Origin of the sequence: Methylobacterium sp. 092160098-2 (genome assembly GCF_028920805.1) — a bacterium.
In the GTDB taxonomy this organism is placed as follows: domain Bacteria; phylum Pseudomonadota; class Alphaproteobacteria; order Rhizobiales; family Beijerinckiaceae; genus Methylobacterium; species Methylobacterium fujisawaense.
This window is the reverse complement of sequence record NZ_JAQPZJ010000001.1, coordinates 4,319,322-4,337,391: the sequence shown is the minus strand read 5'-3', so window position 1 is coordinate 4,337,391 and position 18,070 is coordinate 4,319,322. Positions and strand designations below refer to the sequence as shown.

Sequence of the window (18,070 nt, the reverse complement as noted above, 5' to 3'; positions counted from 1 at the left end):
ACCGCGCCGAGGGTCCGTGACAGGCCCTCCGGCGCATATTCGTTTTGCGGACTGCCCTGTGCAGTCCGGCCTAGGTGACCGAGGAAGAGGGCACAGGATGCCGACGATCAACCAGCTGATCGCCCAGCCGCGGAAGATCCAGCGGAGCCGCAACAAGGTTCCGGCGCTCGACGCTTGCCCGCAGAAGCGCGGCGTCTGCACCCGCGTCTACACGACGACCCCGAAGAAGCCGAACTCGGCGCTCCGTAAGGTCGCCAAGGTGCGCCTCACCAACGGCTTCGAGGTGATCGGCTACATCCCGGGTGAGGGTCACAACCTTCAGGAGCACTCCGTGGTGATGATCCGCGGCGGCCGCGTGAAGGATCTTCCGGGCGTGCGCTACCATATCCTGCGCGGCGTGCTCGACACGCAGGGCGTGAAGAACCGCAAGCAGCGCCGGTCGAAGTACGGCGCCAAGCGTCCGAAGTAAGTCGGACGCCCGGATTTTTCCCGGGCGCCGGTCTGCGTTTCCACGGCCTCGCAAGGATGTCGCCGGCCTTACGGCTCAGGCGGCCTGCGCGGGGTGCTTAAGATCTTTTCGTTCGAGAGTTCCAGAAGATGTCCCGTCGTCACTCTGCCGAGAAGCGTGAGATCATCCCGGACCCGAAGTACGGGGACGTGGTGCTGACGAAGTTCATGAACTCCATCATGTACGAGGGCAAGAAGTCGACCGCCGAGCGGATCGTCTACGGTGCCTTCGACATCGTCGAGAACCGCGCCCGCGCCAACCCGATCGAGGTGTTCCGCGCCGCCCTCGACAACGTCGCCCCGATGATCGAGGTCCGCTCCCGCCGCGTCGGCGGCGCGACCTACCAGGTCCCCGTCGAGGTGCGCACCGAGCGTCGCCAGGCCCTCGCCATCCGTTGGCTGATCCAGGCGGCCCGTTCGCGCAACGACCGGACCATGATCGAGCGGCTCTCCGCCGAGCTGCTCGACGCCGCCAACAACCGCGGCAACGCCGTCAAGAAGCGGGAAGACACGCACCGGATGGCGGAAGCCAACCGCGCCTTCTCGCACTACCGCTGGTAAGCGGTTCCGCCGTCTCTCAGGAGCAATTCGATGCCCCGCACGCACGCGATCGAGGACTACCGCAACTTCGGCATCATGGCCCACATTGATGCCGGCAAGACCACGACGACCGAGCGGATCCTCTACTACACCGGAAAGTCCCATAAGATCGGCGAGGTCCATGAGGGCGCCGCCACCATGGACTGGATGGCGCAGGAGCAGGAGCGTGGCATCACGATCACCTCGGCTGCGACGACCTGCTTCTGGCGCGACAAGCGCCTGAACATCATCGACACCCCCGGCCACGTCGACTTCACCATCGAGGTCGAGCGCTCCCTGCGCGTGCTCGACGGCGCCGTGTGCGTGCTCGACGGCAACCAGGGCGTCGAGCCGCAGACCGAGACCGTGTGGCGTCAGGCCGACAAGTACGACGTGCCGCGCGTCGTGTTCGTCAACAAGATGGACAAGATCGGCGCCGACTTCTTCAAGTGCGTCGCCGACATCATCGACCGCGTCGCCGGCAAGCCCGTCTGCCTGCAGCTACCGATCGGTGCCGAGTCCAGCTTCCAGGGCGTGATCGACCTCATCAAGATGAAGGCGATCGTCTGGACGGGAGAGGCGCTCGGCGCCAACTTCGACGAGACCGAGATCCCGGCCGACCTGAAGGATCAGGCTGTCGAGTACCGCACCAAGCTGGTCGAGGCCTGCGTCGAGCTCGACGACGAGGCGATGTCCGCCTACCTCGACGGCAGCGAGCCCGACGAGGCGACCATGCGCCGCCTGGTGCGCAAGGCCGTGCAGCTGCGCGCCTTCCACCCGGTGCTGTGCGGCTCGGCCTTCAAGAACAAGGGCGTGCAGCCGCTCCTCGACGCCGTCGTGGACTACCTGCCCTCCCCGGCCGATCGCGGCGAGATCAAGGGCATCGACTTCAAGACCGAGGAAGAGACCGTCCGTCACCCGACGGATTCGGATCCCTTCTCCATGCTCGCCTTCAAGATCATGGACGATCCCCACGTCGGCACGATCACCTTCTGCCGCGTGTACTCGGGCAAGGTCGAGACCAGCGCCAACGTGCTGAACTCGTCGCGCGACAAGAAGGAGCGCGTCGGCCGCATGCTCCTGATGCACGCCAACAACCGTGAGGACATCAAGGAGGCCTTCGCGGGCGACATCGTCGCCCTGGCCGGCCTCAAGGATACCCGCACGGGCGACACCCTCTGCGATCCGCAGAAGGCCGTCATCCTCGAGAAGATGGAGTTCCCCGAGCCCGTCATCGAGATCGCCGTCGAGCCGAAGTCGAAGGCCGATCAGGAGAAGCTCGGCATCGCGCTCTCGAAGCTCGCCGCCGAGGATCCGTCCTTCCGCGTGTCCACGGACCAGGAATCCGGCCAGACCATCCTCCGGGGGATGGGCGAGCTCCACCTGGACATCAAGGTCGACATCCTGCGCCGCACCTACAAGGTCGACGCGAATATCGGCCAGCCGCAGGTGGCCTACCGCGAGAAGCTGACCCGCCGTCAGGAGATCGACTACACGCACAAGAAGCAGACCGGCGGTACCGGCCAGTTTGCCCGCGTGAAGTTCGTGGTCGAGCCGAACGAGCCGGGCGCCGGCTTCCAGTTCGAGTCGAAGATCGTCGGCGGCGCGGTGCCGAAGGAGTACATCCCCGGCGTCGAGAAGGGCCTGAACTCGGTCCTGGGCGCGGGCGTCCTCGCCGGCTTCCCGGTGGTCGACGTGAAGGTCGAGCTGATCGACGGCGCCTACCACGACGTCGACTCCTCGGCGCTGGCCTTCGAGATCGCGTCCCGCGCAGCCCTCCGTGAGGCCCTGCAGAAGGGCGGCTCGGTCCTGCTCGAGCCGGTGATGAAGGTCGAGGTCGTCTCGCCGGAAGAGTACACCGGCTCGGTCATCGGCGACCTGAACTCCCGCCGCGGCCAGATCCAGGGTCAGGACATGCGCGGCAACGCCAACGTCATCAACGCGATGGTGCCGCTGGCCAACATGTTCGGCTACGTGAACAACCTGCGCTCCATGTCGCAGGGCCGGGCGAACTTCACCATGCAGTTCGACCACTACGAAGAGGTGCCGCGCGGCGAGGCCGACAAGGTCATCGCCAAGTACGCCTGAGGCTTCGGCCTGAGGCATCTCTTCTTCCGCAACGCGAATTCGAATCTAGGAGGCTCTGATGGGCAAGGAAAAGTTCTCCCGCACCAAGCCGCACTGCAACATTGGCACGATTGGTCACGTTGACCACGGCAAGACGTCGTTGACGGCGGCGATCACGAAGGTTCTGGCGGAGACGGGCGGGGCGACGTTCACGGCCTACGACCAGATCGACAAGGCTCCGGAGGAGAAGGCGCGCGGGATCACGATCTCGACGGCGCACGTGGAGTACGAGACGCAGAACCGTCACTACGCGCACGTGGATTGCCCCGGGCACGCCGACTACGTGAAGAACATGATCACGGGCGCGGCGCAGATGGACGGCGCGATCCTGGTGGTTTCGGCGGCCGACGGCCCGATGCCGCAGACCCGCGAGCACATCCTTCTGGCGCGCCAGGTCGGCGTTCCGGCGCTGGTGGTGTTCCTCAACAAGGTCGACATGGTCGACGACGAGGAGCTCCTGGAGCTGGTCGAGCTGGAGGTGCGCGAGCTCCTGTCGAAGTACGACTTCCCCGGCGACGACATCCCGATCACCAAGGGCTCGGCGCTGATGGCGCTTGAGGACAAGGAGCCGAAGATCGGCAAGGAGGCGGTGCTGGCGCTGATGGCGACGGTGGATGCCTACATCCCGCAGCCGGAGCGTCCGATCGACCTGCCGTTCCTGATGCCGATCGAGGACGTGTTCTCGATCTCGGGCCGCGGCACGGTGGTGACGGGTCGCGTCGAGCGCGGCATCGTCAAGGTCGGCGAGACGGTGGAGATCGTCGGCATCCGCGACACGCAGACCACGACGGTCACGGGCGTGGAGATGTTCCGCAAGCTGCTCGACCAGGGCCAGGCGGGCGACAACGTCGGCGTGCTGCTGCGCGGCACGAAGCGCGAGGACGTGGAGCGCGGCCAGGTCGTGTGCAAGCCGGGTTCGGTGAAGCCGCACGCCAAGTTCAAGGCCGAGGCCTACATCCTGACCAAGGAAGAGGGCGGCCGCCACACGCCGTTCTTCACCAACTACCGGCCGCAGTTCTACTTCCGCACCACCGACGTGACCGGGATCGTGACGCTGCCCGAGGGCACCGAGATGGTGATGCCGGGCGACAACGTGACCATGGACGTGGCGCTGATCGTGCCGGTGGCCATGGAAGAGAAGCTGCGCTTCGCCATCCGCGAGGGCGGCCGCACCGTCGGTGCCGGCGTCGTCGCCGCCATCAACGATTGAGCTCGAGCAAGCATCCTTAGCAGGGCGCGGCGGGGTCAAGGCCCCGCACACCCCGCCGTCCCTCTCAAGGTTCCAGGATCATGAACGGTCAGAACATCCGTATTCGCCTGAAGGCGTTCGATCACCGCATCCTCGATGCGTCGACCAAGGAGATCGTCTCCACGGCCCGGCGCACCGGCGCGACCATCCGGGGTCCGATCCCGCTCCCGACGCATATCGAGAAGTTCACCGTGAACCGCTCGCCGCACATCGACAAGAAGTCGCGCGAGCAGTTCGAGATGCGCACGCACAAGCGTGTGCTCGATATCGTCGATCCGACGCCGCAGACCGTGGACGCGCTGATGAAGCTCGACCTCGCCGCTGGCGTGGACGTGGAGATCAAGCTCTGAGTCCGCTGAGGACTTAGAGCTTACCGTTTCATCGCGCGAGGGAGAGAACCTATGCGCTCAGGCGTCATCGCACAGAAGGTCGGCATGACCCGCGTCTTTACGGACGCGGGGGAGCATGTCCCCGTCACGGTGCTCAAGATCGATCAGTGCCAGGTGGTTGCCCACCGCACCGTCGAGAAGAACGGCTACGTTGCGCTGCAGGTCGGCGTCGGCAAGGCCAAGGTCAAGAACGTCTCGGCCGCCGAGCGGGGCCGCTTCGCGGTCGCGAAGGTCGAGCCGAAGAAGAAGCTCGCCGAGTTCCGCGTGTCCGAGGACGCGCTGATCCCGGTCGGCGCCGAGATCACCGCGGACCACTTCATCCCCGGCCAGTTCGTGGATGTCACCGGCACCACGACCGGTAAGGGCTTCGCCGGCGGTATCAAGCGCTGGAACTTCGGCGGTCTGCGCGCCACCCACGGCGTGTCGATCTCGCACCGCTCGATCGGTTCGACCGGTGGTCGTCAGGATCCCGGCAAGACCTTCAAGAACAAGAAGATGCCGGGTCACCTCGGCGTCGAGCGGGTCACGACCCAGAACCTGCGCGTCGTGCGCACCGATCCCGAGCGTGGCCTCATCCTCGTCGAGGGTGCGGTTCCGGGCGTGGCCGGCGGCTGGATCCAGATCCGCGACGCGGTGAAGCGCAAGCTCCCCGCCGACGTTCCGCTGCCGGGCAAGTTCCGTGAGAACGGCGCGTCCGCCCCGGCTCCCGAGGCCGCTGCGGCTGAGGAGACCGCGTGATGAAGCTCGATATCAAAACCCTCGACGGTGCCGGTGCCGGCTCGGTCGAGCTCAACGAAGAGATCTTCGGGCTCGAGCCGCGCGCCGACCTGCTGCAGCGCATGGTCCGCTGGCAGCTCGCCAAGCGGCGCGCCGGCACCCATGCCGTGCAGAACCGCTCGGACGTGAACCGGACCCGCAAGAAGCTGTACAAGCAGAAGGGCACCGGCAACGCCCGTCACGGCGCGGCCTCGGCGCCGCAGTTCCGCGGCGGCGGCCGGGCCTTCGGCCCCGTGCCGCGTGACCACAGCCACGACCTGCCCAAGAAGGTCCGTGCGCTGGCTCTGCGTCATGCCCTGTCGGCCAAGGCCAAGGCCTCGACCCTGATCGTCGTCGACGACATCAAGATCGAGGATCACAAGACCAAGGGTCTCGTCGAGCGCTTCGGCAAGATGGGCCTCTCGAACGCGCTGATCATCGGCGGGGCCGAGGTCGACGTGAATTTCGGCCGGGCCGCCCGCGCCATCCCGCAGATCGACGTGCTGCCCGTGCAGGGCATCAACGTCTACGACATCCTGCGCCGCGACACGCTCGTCCTGACGAAGGCCGCCGTCGACGCGCTGGAGGAGCGTTTCAAATGAGTGCCGATCCGCGCCACTACGACATCGTCGTCTCCCCGGTCATCACCGAGAAGGCGACGAACCTGACCGAGCAGAACAAGGTCGTGTTCCGGGTCGCCCCCAAGGCGACCAAGCCTCAGATCAAGGAGGCCGTGGAGAAGCTGTTCGACGTCAAGGTCACGGCCGTGAACACCCTTGTCACCAAGGGAAAGAAGAAGATTTTCCGCGGCCTCCGCGGACAGCGCTCCGACGTGAAGAAGGCGATCGTGACCCTGGCCGAGGGCCACACGATCGACGTCACGACCGGGCTCTGAGGACGGGTTTTAGGGATCCAAGCCGATGGCCTTGAAGACATTCAAACCGGTCACGCCGAGCCTGCGCCAGCTCGTGCTTGTCGACCGCCGTGAGCTCTACAAGGGCAAGCCGGTGAAGGCGCTGACGGAGGGCAAGTCGTCCTCCGGCGGCCGGAACAACCTCGGCCGCATCACCGTCCGCTTCCGCGGCGGCGGCCACAAGCGCGTGCTGCGCAACGTCGACTTCAAGCGGCGCGAGCAGCTCGGCGTCGCTGCAACCGTGGAGCGGATCGAGTACGATCCGAACCGCACGGCGTTCATCGCGCTGATCAACTTCCCCGACGGGAAGCAGAGCTACATTCTGGCCCCGCAGCGTCTGCAGCCGGGCGACAAGGTGGTGGCTGGCGAGAGCGTCGACATCAAGCCGGGCAACGCTGCTCCGGTCGGCTCGATGCCGGTGGGCACGATCGTCCACAATGTCGAGCTGAAGATCGGCAAGGGCGGCGCGATCGCCCGCTCGGCCGGCAACTACGCGCAGATCGTGGGCCGCGACCAGGGCTACGTGACCCTGCGCCTGAACTCCGGCGAGCAGCGCCTGGTCCATGGCCAGTGCTTCGCCAGCGTCGGCGCGGTCTCGAACCCGGACCACATGAACATCTCGCTCGGCAAGGCCGGGCGCAACCGTTGGCTCGGCAAGCGCCCGCACAACCGCGGTGTGGCGATGAACCCGGTCGACCATCCGCACGGCGGCGGCGAGGGTCGCACCTCGGGCGGCCGCAACCCGGTCACGCCCTGGGGCGTGCCCACCAAGGGGAAGAAGACCCGGTCCAACAAGCGGACCGACGTGTTCATCCTGTCCAGCCGCCACAACCGCAAGAAGTAATCGCTATGGCACGCTCTCTCTGGAAGGGGCCGTTCGTCGACGGCTACCTCTTCAAGAAGGCCGAGGCGGCGCGGGGCTCCTCGCGTTCCGAGGTCATCAAGATCTGGAGCCGCCGCTCCACGATCCTTCCGCAGTTCGTCGGGCTCACCTTCGGTGTGCACAACGGGCAGAAGCACATCCCGGTCTACGTCACCGAGGAGATGGTCGGTCACAAGTTCGGCGAGTTCTCGCCGACCCGCACCTTCCCGGGCCACGCGGCCGACAAGAAGGCGAAGAGGCGCTGAGATGGGCAAGCAAGCCACCCCCCGCGCGCTCCCCGAGAACGAGGCGAAGGCCGTCGCGCGCATGCTGCGCGTCAGCCCGCAGAAGCTCAACCTCGTGGCGCAGATGATCCGCGGCAAGAAGGTCGACACGGCGCTCGCCGAGCTGCAGTTCTCGCGCAAGCGGATCTCCACCGAGGTCAAGAAGTGCCTCGAGAGCGCCATCGCCAACGCCGAGAACAACCACGACCTGGACGTGGACGACCTCGTCGTCTCCCAGGCCTTCGTGGGCAAGGCGCTGGTTCTCAAGCGTTTCCACGCCCGCGCCCGCGGCCGCGGTGCGCGCATCCTGAAGCCCTTCTCGAACCTCACCATCGTGGTTCGCGAAGTCCGCCAGGCCGAAGCGGCCTGAGGAGGATCTGATGGGCCAGAAAGTCAATCCGATCGGTCTCCGGCTCGGCATCAACCGGACCTGGGACTCCCGCTGGTTCGCCAACAAGGGCGACTATGCGAAGCTCATGCACGAGGACGTCGCGATCCGCGCCGCCCTCATGAAGCAGCTCAAGCAGGCGGCGGTCTCCAAGATCGTCATCGAGCGTCCGCACCGGAAGTGCCGCGTCACTATCCACTCGGGCCGTCCGGGCGTGGTGATCGGCAAGAAGGGCGCGGATATCGAGAAGCTGCGCAAGCTCGTCGGCACGATGACCAAGGCCGACGTGACCATCAACATCGTCGAGGTGCGCAAGCCCGAGATCGACGCCACCCTGGTGGCCGACTCGATCGCCCAGCAGCTCGAGCGCCGCGTCGCCTTCCGGCGCGCCATGAAGCGGGCCGTTCAGTCGGCCATGCGTCTGGGCGCCGAGGGCATCCGGATCAACTGCTCGGGTCGTCTCGGCGGCGCCGAGATCGCCCGCCAGGAATGGTACCGCGAGGGCCGGGTCCCGCTGCACACGCTGCGTGCGGACGTGGATTATGGCACGGCCACGGCGTTCACGACCTACGGCACCTGCGGCATCAAGGTGTGGGTGTTCAAGGGCGAGATCCTTGAGCACGATCCGATGGCTCAGGATAAGAAGGCCCAGGAAGAGGGCGGCCGCTCCGGCGGACGCCGTGAGCGCGATGGCGAGGGCGGCCGCGAGCGCGGACGCCGCGAGCGCGAGCACGCGTAAGGTAGGAAGCCATGCTGCAACCGAAAAAGACCCGCTTCCGCAAGCAGTTCAAGGGCCGCATCCACGGTGCGGCCAAGGGCGGCTTCGAGCTGAACTTCGGCCAGTTCGGCCTGAAGGCGGTGGAGCCCGAGCGCATCACCGCCCGCCAGATCGAGGCGGCCCGCCGCGCGATCACCCGCGAGATGAAGCGCCAGGGCCGCGTCTGGATCCGGGTGTTCCCGGACGTGCCGGTCTCGTCGAAGCCGACCGAGGTCCGCATGGGCTCCGGTAAGGGCGCCCCGGACTATTGGGCGGCCCGGGTCCATCCCGGCCGGATCATGTTCGAGGTCGACGGCGTTGCCGAGAACATCGCCAAGGAGGCGCTCCGCCTCGGCGCCGCGAAGCTTCCGATCCGCACGCGGGTCGTCCAGCGCATCGCCGACTGAACGGAGGATATCGTGAAGTCGACCCAGAGAGTGTCTGATCTCAAGGCCCTGTCGCCGGATCAGCTGAATGACGAGTTGATCAACCTCAAGAAGGAGCAGTTCAACCTGCGCTTCCAGGGGGCCACCGGCCAGCTCGAGAACGTCGCCCGCGTCCGTGAGGTCCGTCGCGACATCGCCCGTGTCCGGACGCTGCAGCGCGCGAAGACGCTGCAGGCGGCCAAGAGCTGATACGGGCCGCTAGGAGAACACCATGCCGAAGCGCATCCTGCAGGGCACCGTCGTTAGCGACAAGGGTGAGAAGACCATCGTGGTCAAGGTGGAGCGCCGCTTCACCCACCCGGTGATGAAGAAGACCGTCCGCCGCTCGAAGAACTACCACGCGCACGACGAGGCGAATGTCGCCAAGGTCGGGCAGACGGTGTTCATCGAGGAGTGCCGTCCCTTCTCGAAGACCAAGACCTGGAAGCTGGTCGAGGGCGACGCCGCCCAGGCCGAGGCCGGCGAGGCCGCCTGATCCTGGGATCCCGGCGGCTGCGGTCTCCGCATCCGCCTGATCCCGGCCCGCGACGCTGCGGGATGGCCCCCGAGACGGGTCCATTCCTGGGTCGCGGCATGACCGGTTCGACGAACGCCCGGACGCAATTCGACTCGTAAGAGCCGGATTCGTGCCGGGCTTCGTCGTTTCGGCATCCTGCGATCTGAATGCGTGTGCAGGCGCCGACGTGAAGCGCGGAGGTCTCTGTCGGGACCGCCACTCGCCGCGGTGGCGTCGCATACGGGTTGGGGGCGTGCCTGTTTGGTGGTGCCCCAACTCTGCGTCGAGGATCTCTGAGGCCGCGGCCGAGTCTGGACGTCCGCTTCTTTCGTATTCCGCTATCGATCGGTGCCTTGGGCCCAAAACAAAACCCCATGGCGATCCTGCGATCGCCATGGGGCTCGGTCTCAAGGGATCGGGCGCCGGACTTGGTCCACCGCCCGGTCTTCGGATCAGGCTTCGCCCTCGTCGAGATCGTCGGCGGTCGGGGTCGCGTTTTCCAGGATCTTCTCGGCGACCAAGCCGGAATTCTGCCGGATTGAGCCCTCGATCTCGGCGGCGATCTTCGGGTTGTCGCGCAGGAAGCCCTTCGCGTTCTCGCGGCCCTGGCCGAGGCGCTGGCTGTTATACGAGAACCACGCGCCTGACTTCTCGACGATGCCGGCCTTCACGCCGAGGTCGATCAGCTCGCCGACCTTCGACACGCCCTCGCCGAACATGATGTCGAACTCGACCTGCTTGAACGGCGGCGCGACCTTGTTCTTCACCACCTTGACGCGGACCTGGTTGCCGATCGCCTCGTCGCGATCCTTCAGGGTCGAGATGCGGCGGATGTCGAGGCGCACCGAGGCGTAGAACTTCAGGGCGTTGCCGCCCGTGGTGGTCTCGGGGCTGCCGTACATCACGCCGATCTTCATCCGGATCTGGTTGATGAAGATGACCATGCAGTTCGAGCGTGAGATCGAGCCGGTCAACTTGCGCAGGGCCTGGCTCATCAAACGGGCCTGAAGGCCCGGCTGGCTCTCGCCCATCTCGCCCTCGATCTCGGCGCGCGGGGTCAGCGCGGCCACCGAGTCGACCACCAGCACGTCGATGGCGCCGGAGCGCACCAGCGTGTCGGTGATCTCCAGGGCCTGCTCGCCCGTATCGGGCTGCGAGATCAGCAGGTCGTCGAGGTTGACGCCGAGCTTGCGGGCATAGACCGGATCGAGGGCGTGCTCGGCATCCACGAAGGCGCAGACGCCGCCCTTCTTCTGGGCCTCGGCGATGGTGTGGAGCGCCAGCGTCGTCTTGCCGGACGATTCGGGGCCGTAGATCTCGATCACCCGGCCGCGCGGGAGGCCGCCGACGCCGAGGGCGATGTCGAGGCCCAGCGATCCGGTCGAGACGGTCTCGACCTCCTGAACCTTGTCGTTCTTGCCGAGCCGCATGATCGAGCCCTTGCCGAAGGCGCGCTCGATCTGAGCCAGGGCGGCGTCAATGGCCTTGGACTTGTCCTTGTCCACGGGGGGCATGTCGACCACTTTCAATGCGGGCTGGGCCATCTGGCGGGCTCCTTATGAAGGGGTTGGACGCAGTTCACAACGCGCGTCCCCACCGCCTTCATGTACCTGTTTTGTTCTATTTCGACAAGGGCGGTACCGTGGGTTGTGCATAGCCTGCCGGCGCCACCGATGCGGTTCAGGGCGAACCGCGGCCTCCGGCGCACCGATCCGTCGGGGGCATGCCCGGGATCCGGTGCCGCACTCCGTTCAGGGTCTGAACACGGTGGGCGGCACCGGATGCCGGATTTCGCAGGGAAGGGCCGGGACGCTGCCATCGACGACGCCATCGACGCCGTTCAATCGGCCATCGTCTTCTTCACGGTCTCGACGAGCTGCTTCAGACTGAAGGGCTTCGGCAGGAAGTTGAAGGTCTCCCCCTCCGGCAGGTTCTTGCGGAAGGCGTCCTCGGCGTAGCCGGAGACGAAGATCACCTTCAGGTCGGGCTGATGCTTGCGCACCTCTCGCAGCAGGGTCGGGCCGTCCATCTCGGGCATGACGACGTCGGAGACGACGAGGTCGATCGGCTGGGTGCCCTCGCGGACGATCGCCAGGGCCTCGAGGCCGGAGGCCGCCTCCAGGACCGTGTAGCCGCGGGCCGAGAGGGCGCGACTGTTGACCGCCCGGACGGGATCCTCGTCCTCCACGAGCAGGATGGTGCCCTGCCCCGTATGATCCGCGGCGGGCTTGCGCGGCGCCGGCTTGTCGGCCGTGGCCGGAGCCGGTGCACTCCGCGGCGCGCCGGCATCGCCCGGCTCGGCAGCCGGCCGCGGCGACCCGGAGACCGGCGCGAGCGGCTCCGCGCGCGGGAGCGCCGGCACCGCAGTCGGGGCCGGAACCTCCTCCGGTTCGGCCACGGGCACATGCCGCGGCAGGTAGATGCGGAAGGCGGTCCCCTCCCCGATCGTCGACTGCACGTCGATGGTGCCGCCCGATTGCTTGACGATGCCGAACACCGTCGACAGGCCGAGTCCGGTGCCCTTGCCGATCTCCTTGGTGGTGAAGAACGGCTCGAAGATCTTCTCCATCAGCTCGGGGGGGATGCCCTGGCCGGTGTCGCGCACCTCGATCAGCACGTGGTCGCCGGCCGGCGCCCCGCCGCGTCCCTCCGCATCGGAGGCCGCCCCCGGATCCAAGACGTTCTCCGTCCGGATCATCAGCTTGCCGCCCTCCGGCATGGCGTCGCGGGCGTTGACCGCGAGATTGACGATCACCTGCTCGAACTGGTTGACGTCGGCCTTCACGGGCCAGACCTCGCGGCCGTGCTTCAGCTCCAGGGCGACCCGCTCGCCGAGCAGGCGCTTGAGCAGGAGGGTGAGTTCGGAGAGCGCTTCTCCGACATTCATCACCTCCGGACGCAGGGTCTGCCTCCGGGAGAACGCCAGGAGCTGGCGGACGAGGCCCGCCGCCCGGTTGGCGTTCTGCTTGATCTGCATGATGTCCTGGAAGGCCGGGTCGGTCGGCCGATGGCTCGCCAGCAGCAGGTCCGAGTACCCGATGATCGCCTGCAGCACGTTGTTGAAGTCGTGCGCGATGCCGCCCGCGAGCTGGCCGACCGCGTTCATCTTCTGGGCCTGGGCGACCTGCTGCTCCAGTTGCCGCTGCGCCGTCGTGTCGAGGGCGTACAGGATCACCCGCTCGGCCTCGTCGGTCTGCTGCCCCGGATCGCCGCCGTCGGCGGGGCTGAGCCAGACCCGGGCCGAGCGGCCGCCGGGCCCGGTCAGCTGGACCTCGATGGGTTCCGGATCGGTCCGACCGCTCGCCGCCCGGGCGAGCCCGGCTTCCAGGGCGGTCCGGTCGGCCACGGAATCGGCGACGTTCGGCTCGACCCGGGTCGCGCCGTCACCGTCGAAGGCGCCGTCATCGGCCTGGCGCGGCACCGTGCCGAACAGCCGGGTGAACGAGGCGTTGGCCCGGGCGATGCAGCCGGTCCGGTCGAGGGTCGCGATCGCGATCGGCGAGTTGTTGAGGAAGCGGGCGAGGCGCACCTCGGCGGCGCGCTGCGGCTCGTCGGTCTCGGCCCCGGCCGAGCGGTTGATCACGAAGGTCCGCGACGAGCCGGGCTTGCCGTCCTTGCCGAAGGCGACCCGGTGGTAGAGCCGCACCGGCAGGGTGTGGCCGTTGCGGCGGCGCAGGTCGAGGTCGAAGCGGTCGGTGCGGACCTCGCCCGGCAGGCCGGCGGTGCGCACGAGAACATCCGCCTCCGGGGCGATCTCGGTGAGATGCGGCCCGCCGGGGCCGACGCTGGCGAGATCGTAGCCCAGCCAGGCGGCGAGCGTCGCGTTCATGTAGACGATGGCGCCGGCCGGATCGATCGACAGGAAGCCCGCCGGGGCGTGGTCGAGGTAGTCGATGGCGTGCTGAAGTTCCTGGAAGACGTTCTCCTGCCGCTCGCGCTCGGCGGTGATGTCGGCCACCGTCCAGAGCGAGGCCGCCCGGCGCGGACGCGCGAGGGGCCGCACCGAGACGCGGTACCACCCGAAGCCGCGCTCGCCGACCGTCGGCCCGAGGGGCGGCGACATCCGGACTTCCTCGGTATGGGCCCTGGCATCGCGCGAGGCCTGCGACAGGCGGTAGACCGCCTCGGAGACCTCCGGAGAGCCGACGAGGATGCGCTCCACCGGCACGAGGTTCGAGAACGTGTCGCCGCTGGCGATCCGCAGATAGGCCTCGTTGGCGTAGATCAGCCGGCCCCCCTCCTCGACGACCAGCTTGCCGTCCGGCGAGGCGTCGACGATCCCCTTGGTGATGTCGTCCCGGGCCGCGCTGCCGCTGAGCTGGAGCGCCCCGATGGCGAGGGCGAACAGGAAGAACACGCCCGCCATGGCCAGCAGGGCCAGCAGCCAGACGATCAGCGACTGGGCCTGCTCGTTGGCCACGAAGGACAGGCCGATGGCGGCGCCGACCAGCAGCCCGGCGAGCACGAGGAGCAGGCCGACCCGGCCCGGCTGCTCCGACCGGTCGATCGAGCCGGTGCCCAGCAGGGCGGACGCCTGCGAGACCGGAGGCCCCGAATTCTGCGGGCCCGCGGCAGGCGCCGGAGGTCCAGTGACGTCGGCCATCGGCTTCATTCCAGAACAGTCACCCGGTTGGTCAGCCGGCCATATCAGGACATGCGGGGCGCGGCACCACTCTCGTCGCGCCAAGCCTTGATACAGCCTCGCGAAAAAAGGTGGAGGAAGCGTGGCTTTCCGTCGGCTCCGGCCCGCGGCATGGCGCCGTTGCTAGGCCGCCCGCCTCCGCAGGCGCAGCACGAACCCGATGACCTCCGCCACCGCGCGGTAGTGCTCGGCCGGGATCTCCCCGTCGATCTCTACAGTGGCGTGGAGCGCCCGGGCGAGGGGCGGATTCTCGATCACCGCGACGCCGTGCTCGGCCGCCACCGCGCGGATGCGCAGGGCCAGGGCGTCGACGCCCTTGGCGACGCAGATCGGCGCCGCCATACCGGTCTCGTAGCGCAGCGCCACCGCGTAGTGGGTCGGGTTCGTCACCACCACGGTGGCGGTCGGCACCGCGGCCATCATGCGCTTCTTCACGCGGGCCATCCGCAACTGCCTCAGGCGGCCCTTGACCTCCGGGTTGCCCTCGGACTCCTTCATCTCCTGCTTGAGCTCTTCCTTCGACATCCGGTGACGCTTGCGCCAGCGGAACCGCGCGTAGAGGGCATCACCCAGGGTGATCGCGAGATGCATGCACAGCATGCCGGCGAGCAGCTTCAGGCTGAGGGTCAGGATCGCCGGCAGGGAGGCGGCCGGGTCCAGGCGGGCGAACACCTCCAGCCGGTCGCGGTCGTTCCACAGCAGCACCGCGCCGACGACGCCCACGGCGCCGATCTTGGCCAAGCCCTTGCCGAACTGGAACAGGGCCTCGACGCCGAGGAGCCGCTTCACGCCCGCCATCGGCGACAGGCGCGAGAATTTCGGCATCAGCGTCTCGGTGGAGAAGACCAGCGGGTGCTGCAGGAGTCCCGCGGCCAGTCCGGCCACGACGGCCAGACCCACCGGCACGGCCACCGCCTGGAGCCACAGCCACAGGCCGCGCGTCATGGCCGCCTTCATCGCCGTGGCGTCGTCCGGCAGGGCATGGGCGTTGGCGAGGTAGGCCTTGAGGCCGTGCAGGAGGTTCGTGGCGATGCTCGGGGCCGCGACCAGCAGGGTCAGGGTGAACGCCCCCAGCATCGCGAAGGTGTTGATCTCGGTGCTGGTCGCGACGTCGCCGCGCTCGATGGCCTGATCGAGCCGCCGTTGGGACGGCTCCTCGGTCTTGTCCTCGTCGTCGGTATCGTCGGCCATCTCGCTTCGCTCTCAGCGCGGACGGGTGATCGGGGCGCGGGCGGTCCGGCCGCTCAGCGGCCGACGTAATCCCCGAGATACCGGCCCAGATCGTCCAGGAAGACGCCCATCATGACGCCGAGGCAGCCCATCAGCAGCAGCATGCCGATCAGCACCGAGGCCGGGACCGCCAGGAAGAACACCTGCAATTGCGGCATCAGCCGCGACAGCACCCCGAGACCCAGGTTGAACAGGATCCCGAAGGCGATGAACGGGCCGGAGATCTGGACCGCCAGGGTGAAGCCCCGGGCCAGCGCCTTCGTGGCCAGCATCAGCGCGTCCGAGAAGGACGGCACGCCGTCGGGGGGCAGAACCTCGTAGCTGCGGGCCACGCCCTCGATGGCGAGATGATGCAGATCCGCGGCGAAGATCAGCGTGATCCCGAGCAGCGACAGGAAGTTGCCGATCGCCACCTGCTGGCCGCCCTGGTTCGGATCCACCGTCATGGCGTAGGACAGGCCGACCTGTGCCGCGATGATCACACCGGCGGTCTGAAGGGCCGCAAGGATCATGCGCACCGTCAGGCCGAGCACCAGCCCGATGATCGTCTCCCCGAACAGGAGCCCGATCAGCCGCGGGCCGGCCACGCCCTCGGTCCCGCCCAGCAGCGGACGCACGGTCGGGAACAGCACCAGGGCGGTGAGCAGCGCGAAGGCGAGGCGCAGGCGCGGCGGCACCGTCTGCTCGCCGATCCCCGGCATCAGCATGATCAGCGTGCCGATGCGCGCGAAGGTGATCAGGTAGGCCGAGGCGATGCCGGGCAGGAGCAGGTTCATCGCGGCCTCTATGGCACGCGTGGGCCGCGCCTGTCCCGGCCGGGGCGGGCATCAGCCGCCGGCCGCGATGCGGGCGGCGATGCGGGTCATGTAGCCGGCCATGGCATCGCCGATGAAGGGCAGCATCAGCAGGAGCGCGGCGAACACCGCCACGATCTTGGGCACGTAGATCAGCGTCTGTTCCTGGATCTGGGTCAGGGCCTGGACCAGGGAGACCGCGAGCCCGACCGCCAGGGCGACCAGCATCAGGGGCCCGGCCACCTTGAGGAACACGAAGATGCCGTCGCGGGCGACGTCGAGGATGGCGAGGCCGGTCATGGGGATGCGATCTGTACGGAGGGCGCGGGCGGCGGAATCGGCGAGGGACCGGGCCGCCGTTCAGATCTGCATGCGCATGATCTCCTCGTAGGCGGAGATCATGCGGTCGCGCACTGCCACCATGGTCTGCAGGGCGGTCTCGCTCTCGGCCACCGCGGTGACCACGTCCACGACATTGGCCTTGCCGGCGGCGGCCGAGACGGCCTGCGTGTCGGCCCGCCGGCCGGCATCGCCGACGCTGTCCAGGGTCTGCCCGAGGAGTTGCATGAAGTCGCTGCCGGTCCCGGTCGTCGGCTGGACCCGGGGCGCGGGCCGGCCGCCGGCGAGGCCCTGAACGGCCGCGTAGGCACCCGCCGCGAAGTTGCTCGAAGCCATCGCCATGCGTCCTTGCTATGCGTCCTTCAGGCTCACTTCAGGATGCCGAGGGTCTGTGCCAGCATCTTGCGGGTGGCGCTGATCATGTTGAGGTTCGCCTCGTAGGAGCGCTGGGCCTCGCGCAGGTCCATGTTCTCGATCTGCGCATTGACGTTGGGCATCTGCACCACGCCCTGGGCGTCGGCCGCGGGATTGCCCGGCTCGTACTTCGTCCGGAAGGCCGACGGGTCGCGCCTGACGCGCCCGGCCTCGACGAGCCGCGCGCCGGTCTCGTCGTCGAGATGGCTGTTGAAGGTCGGGATCTTGCGCCGGTAGGGCTGCGCCCCGGCAGAGGCCGGCGCGGAATCGGCGTTGGCGATGTTCTCGGCGATGATGCGCATCCGGCCGGACTGGGCCTTGAGGCCCGCCGCCGCCACCGCCAGTGACTTGGTGAATTCCATGGCTCAGGCCCCTCCTGCTGCCGTGACCGTGCGGCCGTCGGCGCTCCCCCCTCGGTCGTCGCGCATCAGCTCTTGCCGATCGCGATCTTCAGGGTGGTCAGGCTGTGCTGATAGAGCGAGGCGGCGAGTTGGTAGTCCGACTGGTTCTCGCCGGCCTTCATCATCTCGTCCTCGAGGTTGACGCCGTTGCCGCTCGGGCGGACCTCGAAGCCCTTGGCGCGCTTTGAATCGGCCCCGACCGTCTGACCGGCGGGCGCCATGTGGCCCGGGCTCGTCAGCGTCAGGCCGGTCGCGGTGGCGGCCAGCGTACCGGTCGCCCGGTCGAAGCGCGGCTCCACGAGGTCGCGGGGCTTGAACCCCGGCATGTCGGCATTGGCCACGTTCTCGGCGATCACGCCCTGGCGCGCCTGTGCCCATTGCATCCGCGTGCGCAGCATGCTCAGCACGGGCAGATCGGTGAGAGCCAAGGTCGCCTCCGGGATGGCGTGGCCGCGCCGGAACGAGCGGGCTCGGCAAAATCTGCCGTGCGCATGGTT

The 18,070-nt window shown here is 67.9% G+C and carries 23 protein-coding genes; 15 read left to right on the top strand and 8 right to left on the bottom strand.

Going from position 1 to position 18,070, the window contains the following annotated elements:
• The first annotated feature begins 97 nt into the window (after positions 1-97).
• The 15 genes from rpsL to rpsQ all read left to right on the top strand — a co-directional run bounded on the left by rpsL (position 98) and on the right by rpsQ (position 9,732).
• Positions 98-469 carry a 30S ribosomal protein S12 gene (rpsL, locus tag PQI07_RS20465; RefSeq protein ID WP_007557568.1) on the top strand — a complete coding sequence of 124 codons (372 nt, stop codon included), beginning with the start codon at positions 98-100 and terminating at the stop codon, positions 467-469.
• A gap of 128 nt (positions 470-597) precedes the next feature.
• Complete coding sequence (gene rpsG, locus PQI07_RS20460) at positions 598-1,068, top strand: 30S ribosomal protein S7 (protein ID WP_007557567.1); 471 nt, start codon at positions 598-600, stop codon at positions 1,066-1,068.
• A gap of 30 nt (positions 1,069-1,098) precedes the next feature.
• A complete protein-coding gene (gene fusA, locus PQI07_RS20455) occupies positions 1,099-3,174 on the top strand; it encodes an elongation factor G (protein WP_043348274.1) in 2,076 nt (691 codons plus the stop codon).
• A gap of 58 nt (positions 3,175-3,232) precedes the next feature.
• Positions 3,233-4,423, top strand: coding sequence for an elongation factor Tu (gene tuf, locus PQI07_RS20450; protein ID WP_043348276.1), 1,191 nt, complete (start codon positions 3,233-3,235; stop codon positions 4,421-4,423).
• A gap of 80 nt (positions 4,424-4,503) precedes the next feature.
• On the top strand, positions 4,504-4,812 hold the full coding sequence (gene rpsJ / locus PQI07_RS20445; protein ID WP_043351245.1) for a 30S ribosomal protein S10: 309 nt from the start codon (positions 4,504-4,506) through the stop codon (positions 4,810-4,812).
• 51 nt (positions 4,813-4,863) lie between these two features.
• Complete coding sequence (rplC, locus tag PQI07_RS20440; protein ID WP_043351246.1) at positions 4,864-5,589, top strand: 50S ribosomal protein L3; 726 nt, start codon at positions 4,864-4,866, stop codon at positions 5,587-5,589.
• A complete protein-coding gene (gene rplD / locus PQI07_RS20435) occupies positions 5,589-6,209 on the top strand; it encodes a 50S ribosomal protein L4 (protein WP_043351248.1) in 621 nt (206 codons plus the stop codon). The genes rplC and rplD overlap by 1 nt, the downstream gene beginning before the upstream one ends.
• The gene (locus tag PQI07_RS20430) at positions 6,206-6,502 is read left to right on the top strand and encodes a 50S ribosomal protein L23 (RefSeq protein WP_012319188.1); all 297 of its coding nucleotides are present in this window, start codon (positions 6,206-6,208) and stop codon (positions 6,500-6,502) included. Before rplD ends, PQI07_RS20430 begins: the two co-directional genes overlap by 4 nt.
• Before the next feature lie 25 nt (positions 6,503-6,527).
• Positions 6,528-7,364 carry a 50S ribosomal protein L2 gene (gene rplB, locus PQI07_RS20425; RefSeq protein WP_020094256.1) on the top strand — a complete coding sequence of 279 codons (837 nt, stop codon included), beginning with the start codon at positions 6,528-6,530 and terminating at the stop codon, positions 7,362-7,364.
• A 5-nt stretch (positions 7,365-7,369) separates the two neighbouring features.
• A complete protein-coding gene (rpsS, locus tag PQI07_RS20420; RefSeq protein WP_012319190.1) occupies positions 7,370-7,648 on the top strand; it encodes a 30S ribosomal protein S19 in 279 nt (92 codons plus the stop codon).
• Position 7,649: 1 nt separating this feature from the next.
• Positions 7,650-8,036, top strand: a complete 387-nt coding sequence (gene rplV, locus PQI07_RS20415) for a 50S ribosomal protein L22 (RefSeq protein ID WP_012319191.1) — start codon at positions 7,650-7,652, stop codon at positions 8,034-8,036.
• Between the two features lie 10 nt (positions 8,037-8,046).
• Positions 8,047-8,793, top strand: a complete 747-nt coding sequence (gene rpsC, locus PQI07_RS20410; protein ID WP_012319192.1) for a 30S ribosomal protein S3 — start codon at positions 8,047-8,049, stop codon at positions 8,791-8,793.
• Between the two features lie 11 nt (positions 8,794-8,804).
• Positions 8,805-9,218, top strand: coding sequence for a 50S ribosomal protein L16 (gene rplP, locus PQI07_RS20405; RefSeq protein ID WP_043384884.1), 414 nt, complete (start codon positions 8,805-8,807; stop codon positions 9,216-9,218).
• A gap of 12 nt (positions 9,219-9,230) precedes the next feature.
• On the top strand, positions 9,231-9,446 hold the full coding sequence (gene rpmC, locus PQI07_RS20400; protein WP_043346669.1) for a 50S ribosomal protein L29: 216 nt from the start codon (positions 9,231-9,233) through the stop codon (positions 9,444-9,446).
• Positions 9,447-9,468: 22 nt separating this feature from the next.
• Complete coding sequence (rpsQ, locus tag PQI07_RS20395) at positions 9,469-9,732, top strand: 30S ribosomal protein S17 (RefSeq protein ID WP_043346666.1); 264 nt, start codon at positions 9,469-9,471, stop codon at positions 9,730-9,732.
• A 473-nt stretch (positions 9,733-10,205) separates the two neighbouring features.
• On the opposite strand, the gene recA is transcribed toward rpsQ, so the two are convergent.
• From recA to flgB, 8 genes are all read right to left on the bottom strand, one after another.
• The gene (recA, locus tag PQI07_RS20390) at positions 10,206-11,267 is read right to left on the bottom strand and encodes a recombinase RecA (RefSeq protein ID WP_391526775.1); all 1,062 of its coding nucleotides are present in this window, start codon (positions 11,265-11,267) and stop codon (positions 10,206-10,208) included.
• A gap of 326 nt (positions 11,268-11,593) precedes the next feature.
• A complete protein-coding gene (gene cckA / locus PQI07_RS20385; protein ID WP_081948714.1) occupies positions 11,594-14,356 on the bottom strand; it encodes a cell cycle histidine kinase CckA in 2,763 nt (920 codons plus the stop codon).
• A gap of 162 nt (positions 14,357-14,518) precedes the next feature.
• Entirely contained in the window at positions 14,519-15,586 is a 1,068-nt protein-coding gene (flhB, locus tag PQI07_RS20380) for a flagellar biosynthesis protein FlhB (protein WP_043384892.1), read from the bottom strand.
• Between the two features lie 53 nt (positions 15,587-15,639).
• Positions 15,640-16,401, bottom strand: coding sequence for a flagellar biosynthetic protein FliR (gene fliR / locus PQI07_RS20375; RefSeq protein WP_043351488.1), 762 nt, complete (start codon positions 16,399-16,401; stop codon positions 15,640-15,642).
• Between the two features lie 51 nt (positions 16,402-16,452).
• A complete protein-coding gene (fliQ, locus tag PQI07_RS20370) occupies positions 16,453-16,719 on the bottom strand; it encodes a flagellar biosynthesis protein FliQ (protein ID WP_043351489.1) in 267 nt (88 codons plus the stop codon).
• A 60-nt stretch (positions 16,720-16,779) separates the two neighbouring features.
• Complete coding sequence (gene fliE / locus PQI07_RS20365) at positions 16,780-17,094, bottom strand: flagellar hook-basal body complex protein FliE (protein WP_043351496.1); 315 nt, start codon at positions 17,092-17,094, stop codon at positions 16,780-16,782.
• Positions 17,095-17,126: 32 nt separating this feature from the next.
• Complete coding sequence (flgC, locus tag PQI07_RS20360) at positions 17,127-17,534, bottom strand: flagellar basal body rod protein FlgC (protein ID WP_274927288.1); 408 nt, start codon at positions 17,532-17,534, stop codon at positions 17,127-17,129.
• A gap of 65 nt (positions 17,535-17,599) precedes the next feature.
• On the bottom strand, positions 17,600-18,001 hold the full coding sequence (gene flgB, locus PQI07_RS20355) for a flagellar basal body rod protein FlgB (RefSeq protein WP_043351493.1): 402 nt from the start codon (positions 17,999-18,001) through the stop codon (positions 17,600-17,602).
• Between the last annotated feature and the right edge of the window lie 69 nt (positions 18,002-18,070).

Excerpts from the sequence above, each read along its gene's own strand:
- rplV (WP_012319191.1), top strand. The coding sequence starts at position 7,650 with ATGGGCAAGCAAGCCACCCCCCGCGCGCTCCCCGAGAACGAGGCGAAG.
- fliR (WP_043351488.1), bottom strand. The coding sequence starts at position 16,401 with ATGAACCTGCTCCTGCCCGGCATCGCCTCGGCCTACCTGATCACCTTC.
- rpsQ (WP_043346666.1), top strand. The coding sequence starts at position 9,469 with ATGCCGAAGCGCATCCTGCAGGGCACCGTCGTTAGCGACAAGGGTGAG.
- flhB (WP_043384892.1), bottom strand. The coding sequence starts at position 15,586 with ATGGCCGACGATACCGACGACGAGGACAAGACCGAGGAGCCGTCCCAA.
- rpsG (WP_007557567.1), top strand. The coding sequence starts at position 598 with ATGTCCCGTCGTCACTCTGCCGAGAAGCGTGAGATCATCCCGGACCCG.
- tuf (WP_043348276.1), top strand. The coding sequence starts at position 3,233 with ATGGGCAAGGAAAAGTTCTCCCGCACCAAGCCGCACTGCAACATTGGC.
- fliQ (WP_043351489.1), bottom strand. The coding sequence starts at position 16,719 with ATGACCGGCCTCGCCATCCTCGACGTCGCCCGCGACGGCATCTTCGTG.
- PQI07_RS20430 (WP_012319188.1), top strand. The coding sequence starts at position 6,206 with ATGAGTGCCGATCCGCGCCACTACGACATCGTCGTCTCCCCGGTCATC.
- rplB (WP_020094256.1), top strand. The coding sequence starts at position 6,528 with ATGGCCTTGAAGACATTCAAACCGGTCACGCCGAGCCTGCGCCAGCTC.
- fliE (WP_043351496.1), bottom strand. The coding sequence starts at position 17,094 with ATGGCTTCGAGCAACTTCGCGGCGGGTGCCTACGCGGCCGTTCAGGGC.
- rplP (WP_043384884.1), top strand. The coding sequence starts at position 8,805 with ATGCTGCAACCGAAAAAGACCCGCTTCCGCAAGCAGTTCAAGGGCCGC.
- cckA (WP_081948714.1), bottom strand. The coding sequence starts at position 14,356 with ATGGCCGACGTCACTGGACCTCCGGCGCCTGCCGCGGGCCCGCAGAAT.
- rplD (WP_043351248.1), top strand. The coding sequence starts at position 5,589 with ATGAAGCTCGATATCAAAACCCTCGACGGTGCCGGTGCCGGCTCGGTC.
- flgC (WP_274927288.1), bottom strand. The coding sequence starts at position 17,534 with ATGGAATTCACCAAGTCACTGGCGGTGGCGGCGGCGGGCCTCAAGGCC.
- rpsL (WP_007557568.1), top strand. The coding sequence starts at position 98 with ATGCCGACGATCAACCAGCTGATCGCCCAGCCGCGGAAGATCCAGCGG.
- rpsC (WP_012319192.1), top strand. The coding sequence starts at position 8,047 with ATGGGCCAGAAAGTCAATCCGATCGGTCTCCGGCTCGGCATCAACCGG.
- fusA (WP_043348274.1), top strand. The coding sequence starts at position 1,099 with ATGCCCCGCACGCACGCGATCGAGGACTACCGCAACTTCGGCATCATG.
- recA (WP_391526775.1), bottom strand. The coding sequence starts at position 11,267 with ATGCCCCCCGTGGACAAGGACAAGTCCAAGGCCATTGACGCCGCCCTG.
- rpsS (WP_012319190.1), top strand. The coding sequence starts at position 7,370 with ATGGCACGCTCTCTCTGGAAGGGGCCGTTCGTCGACGGCTACCTCTTC.
- rpsJ (WP_043351245.1), top strand. The coding sequence starts at position 4,504 with ATGAACGGTCAGAACATCCGTATTCGCCTGAAGGCGTTCGATCACCGC.
- rplC (WP_043351246.1), top strand. The coding sequence starts at position 4,864 with ATGCGCTCAGGCGTCATCGCACAGAAGGTCGGCATGACCCGCGTCTTT.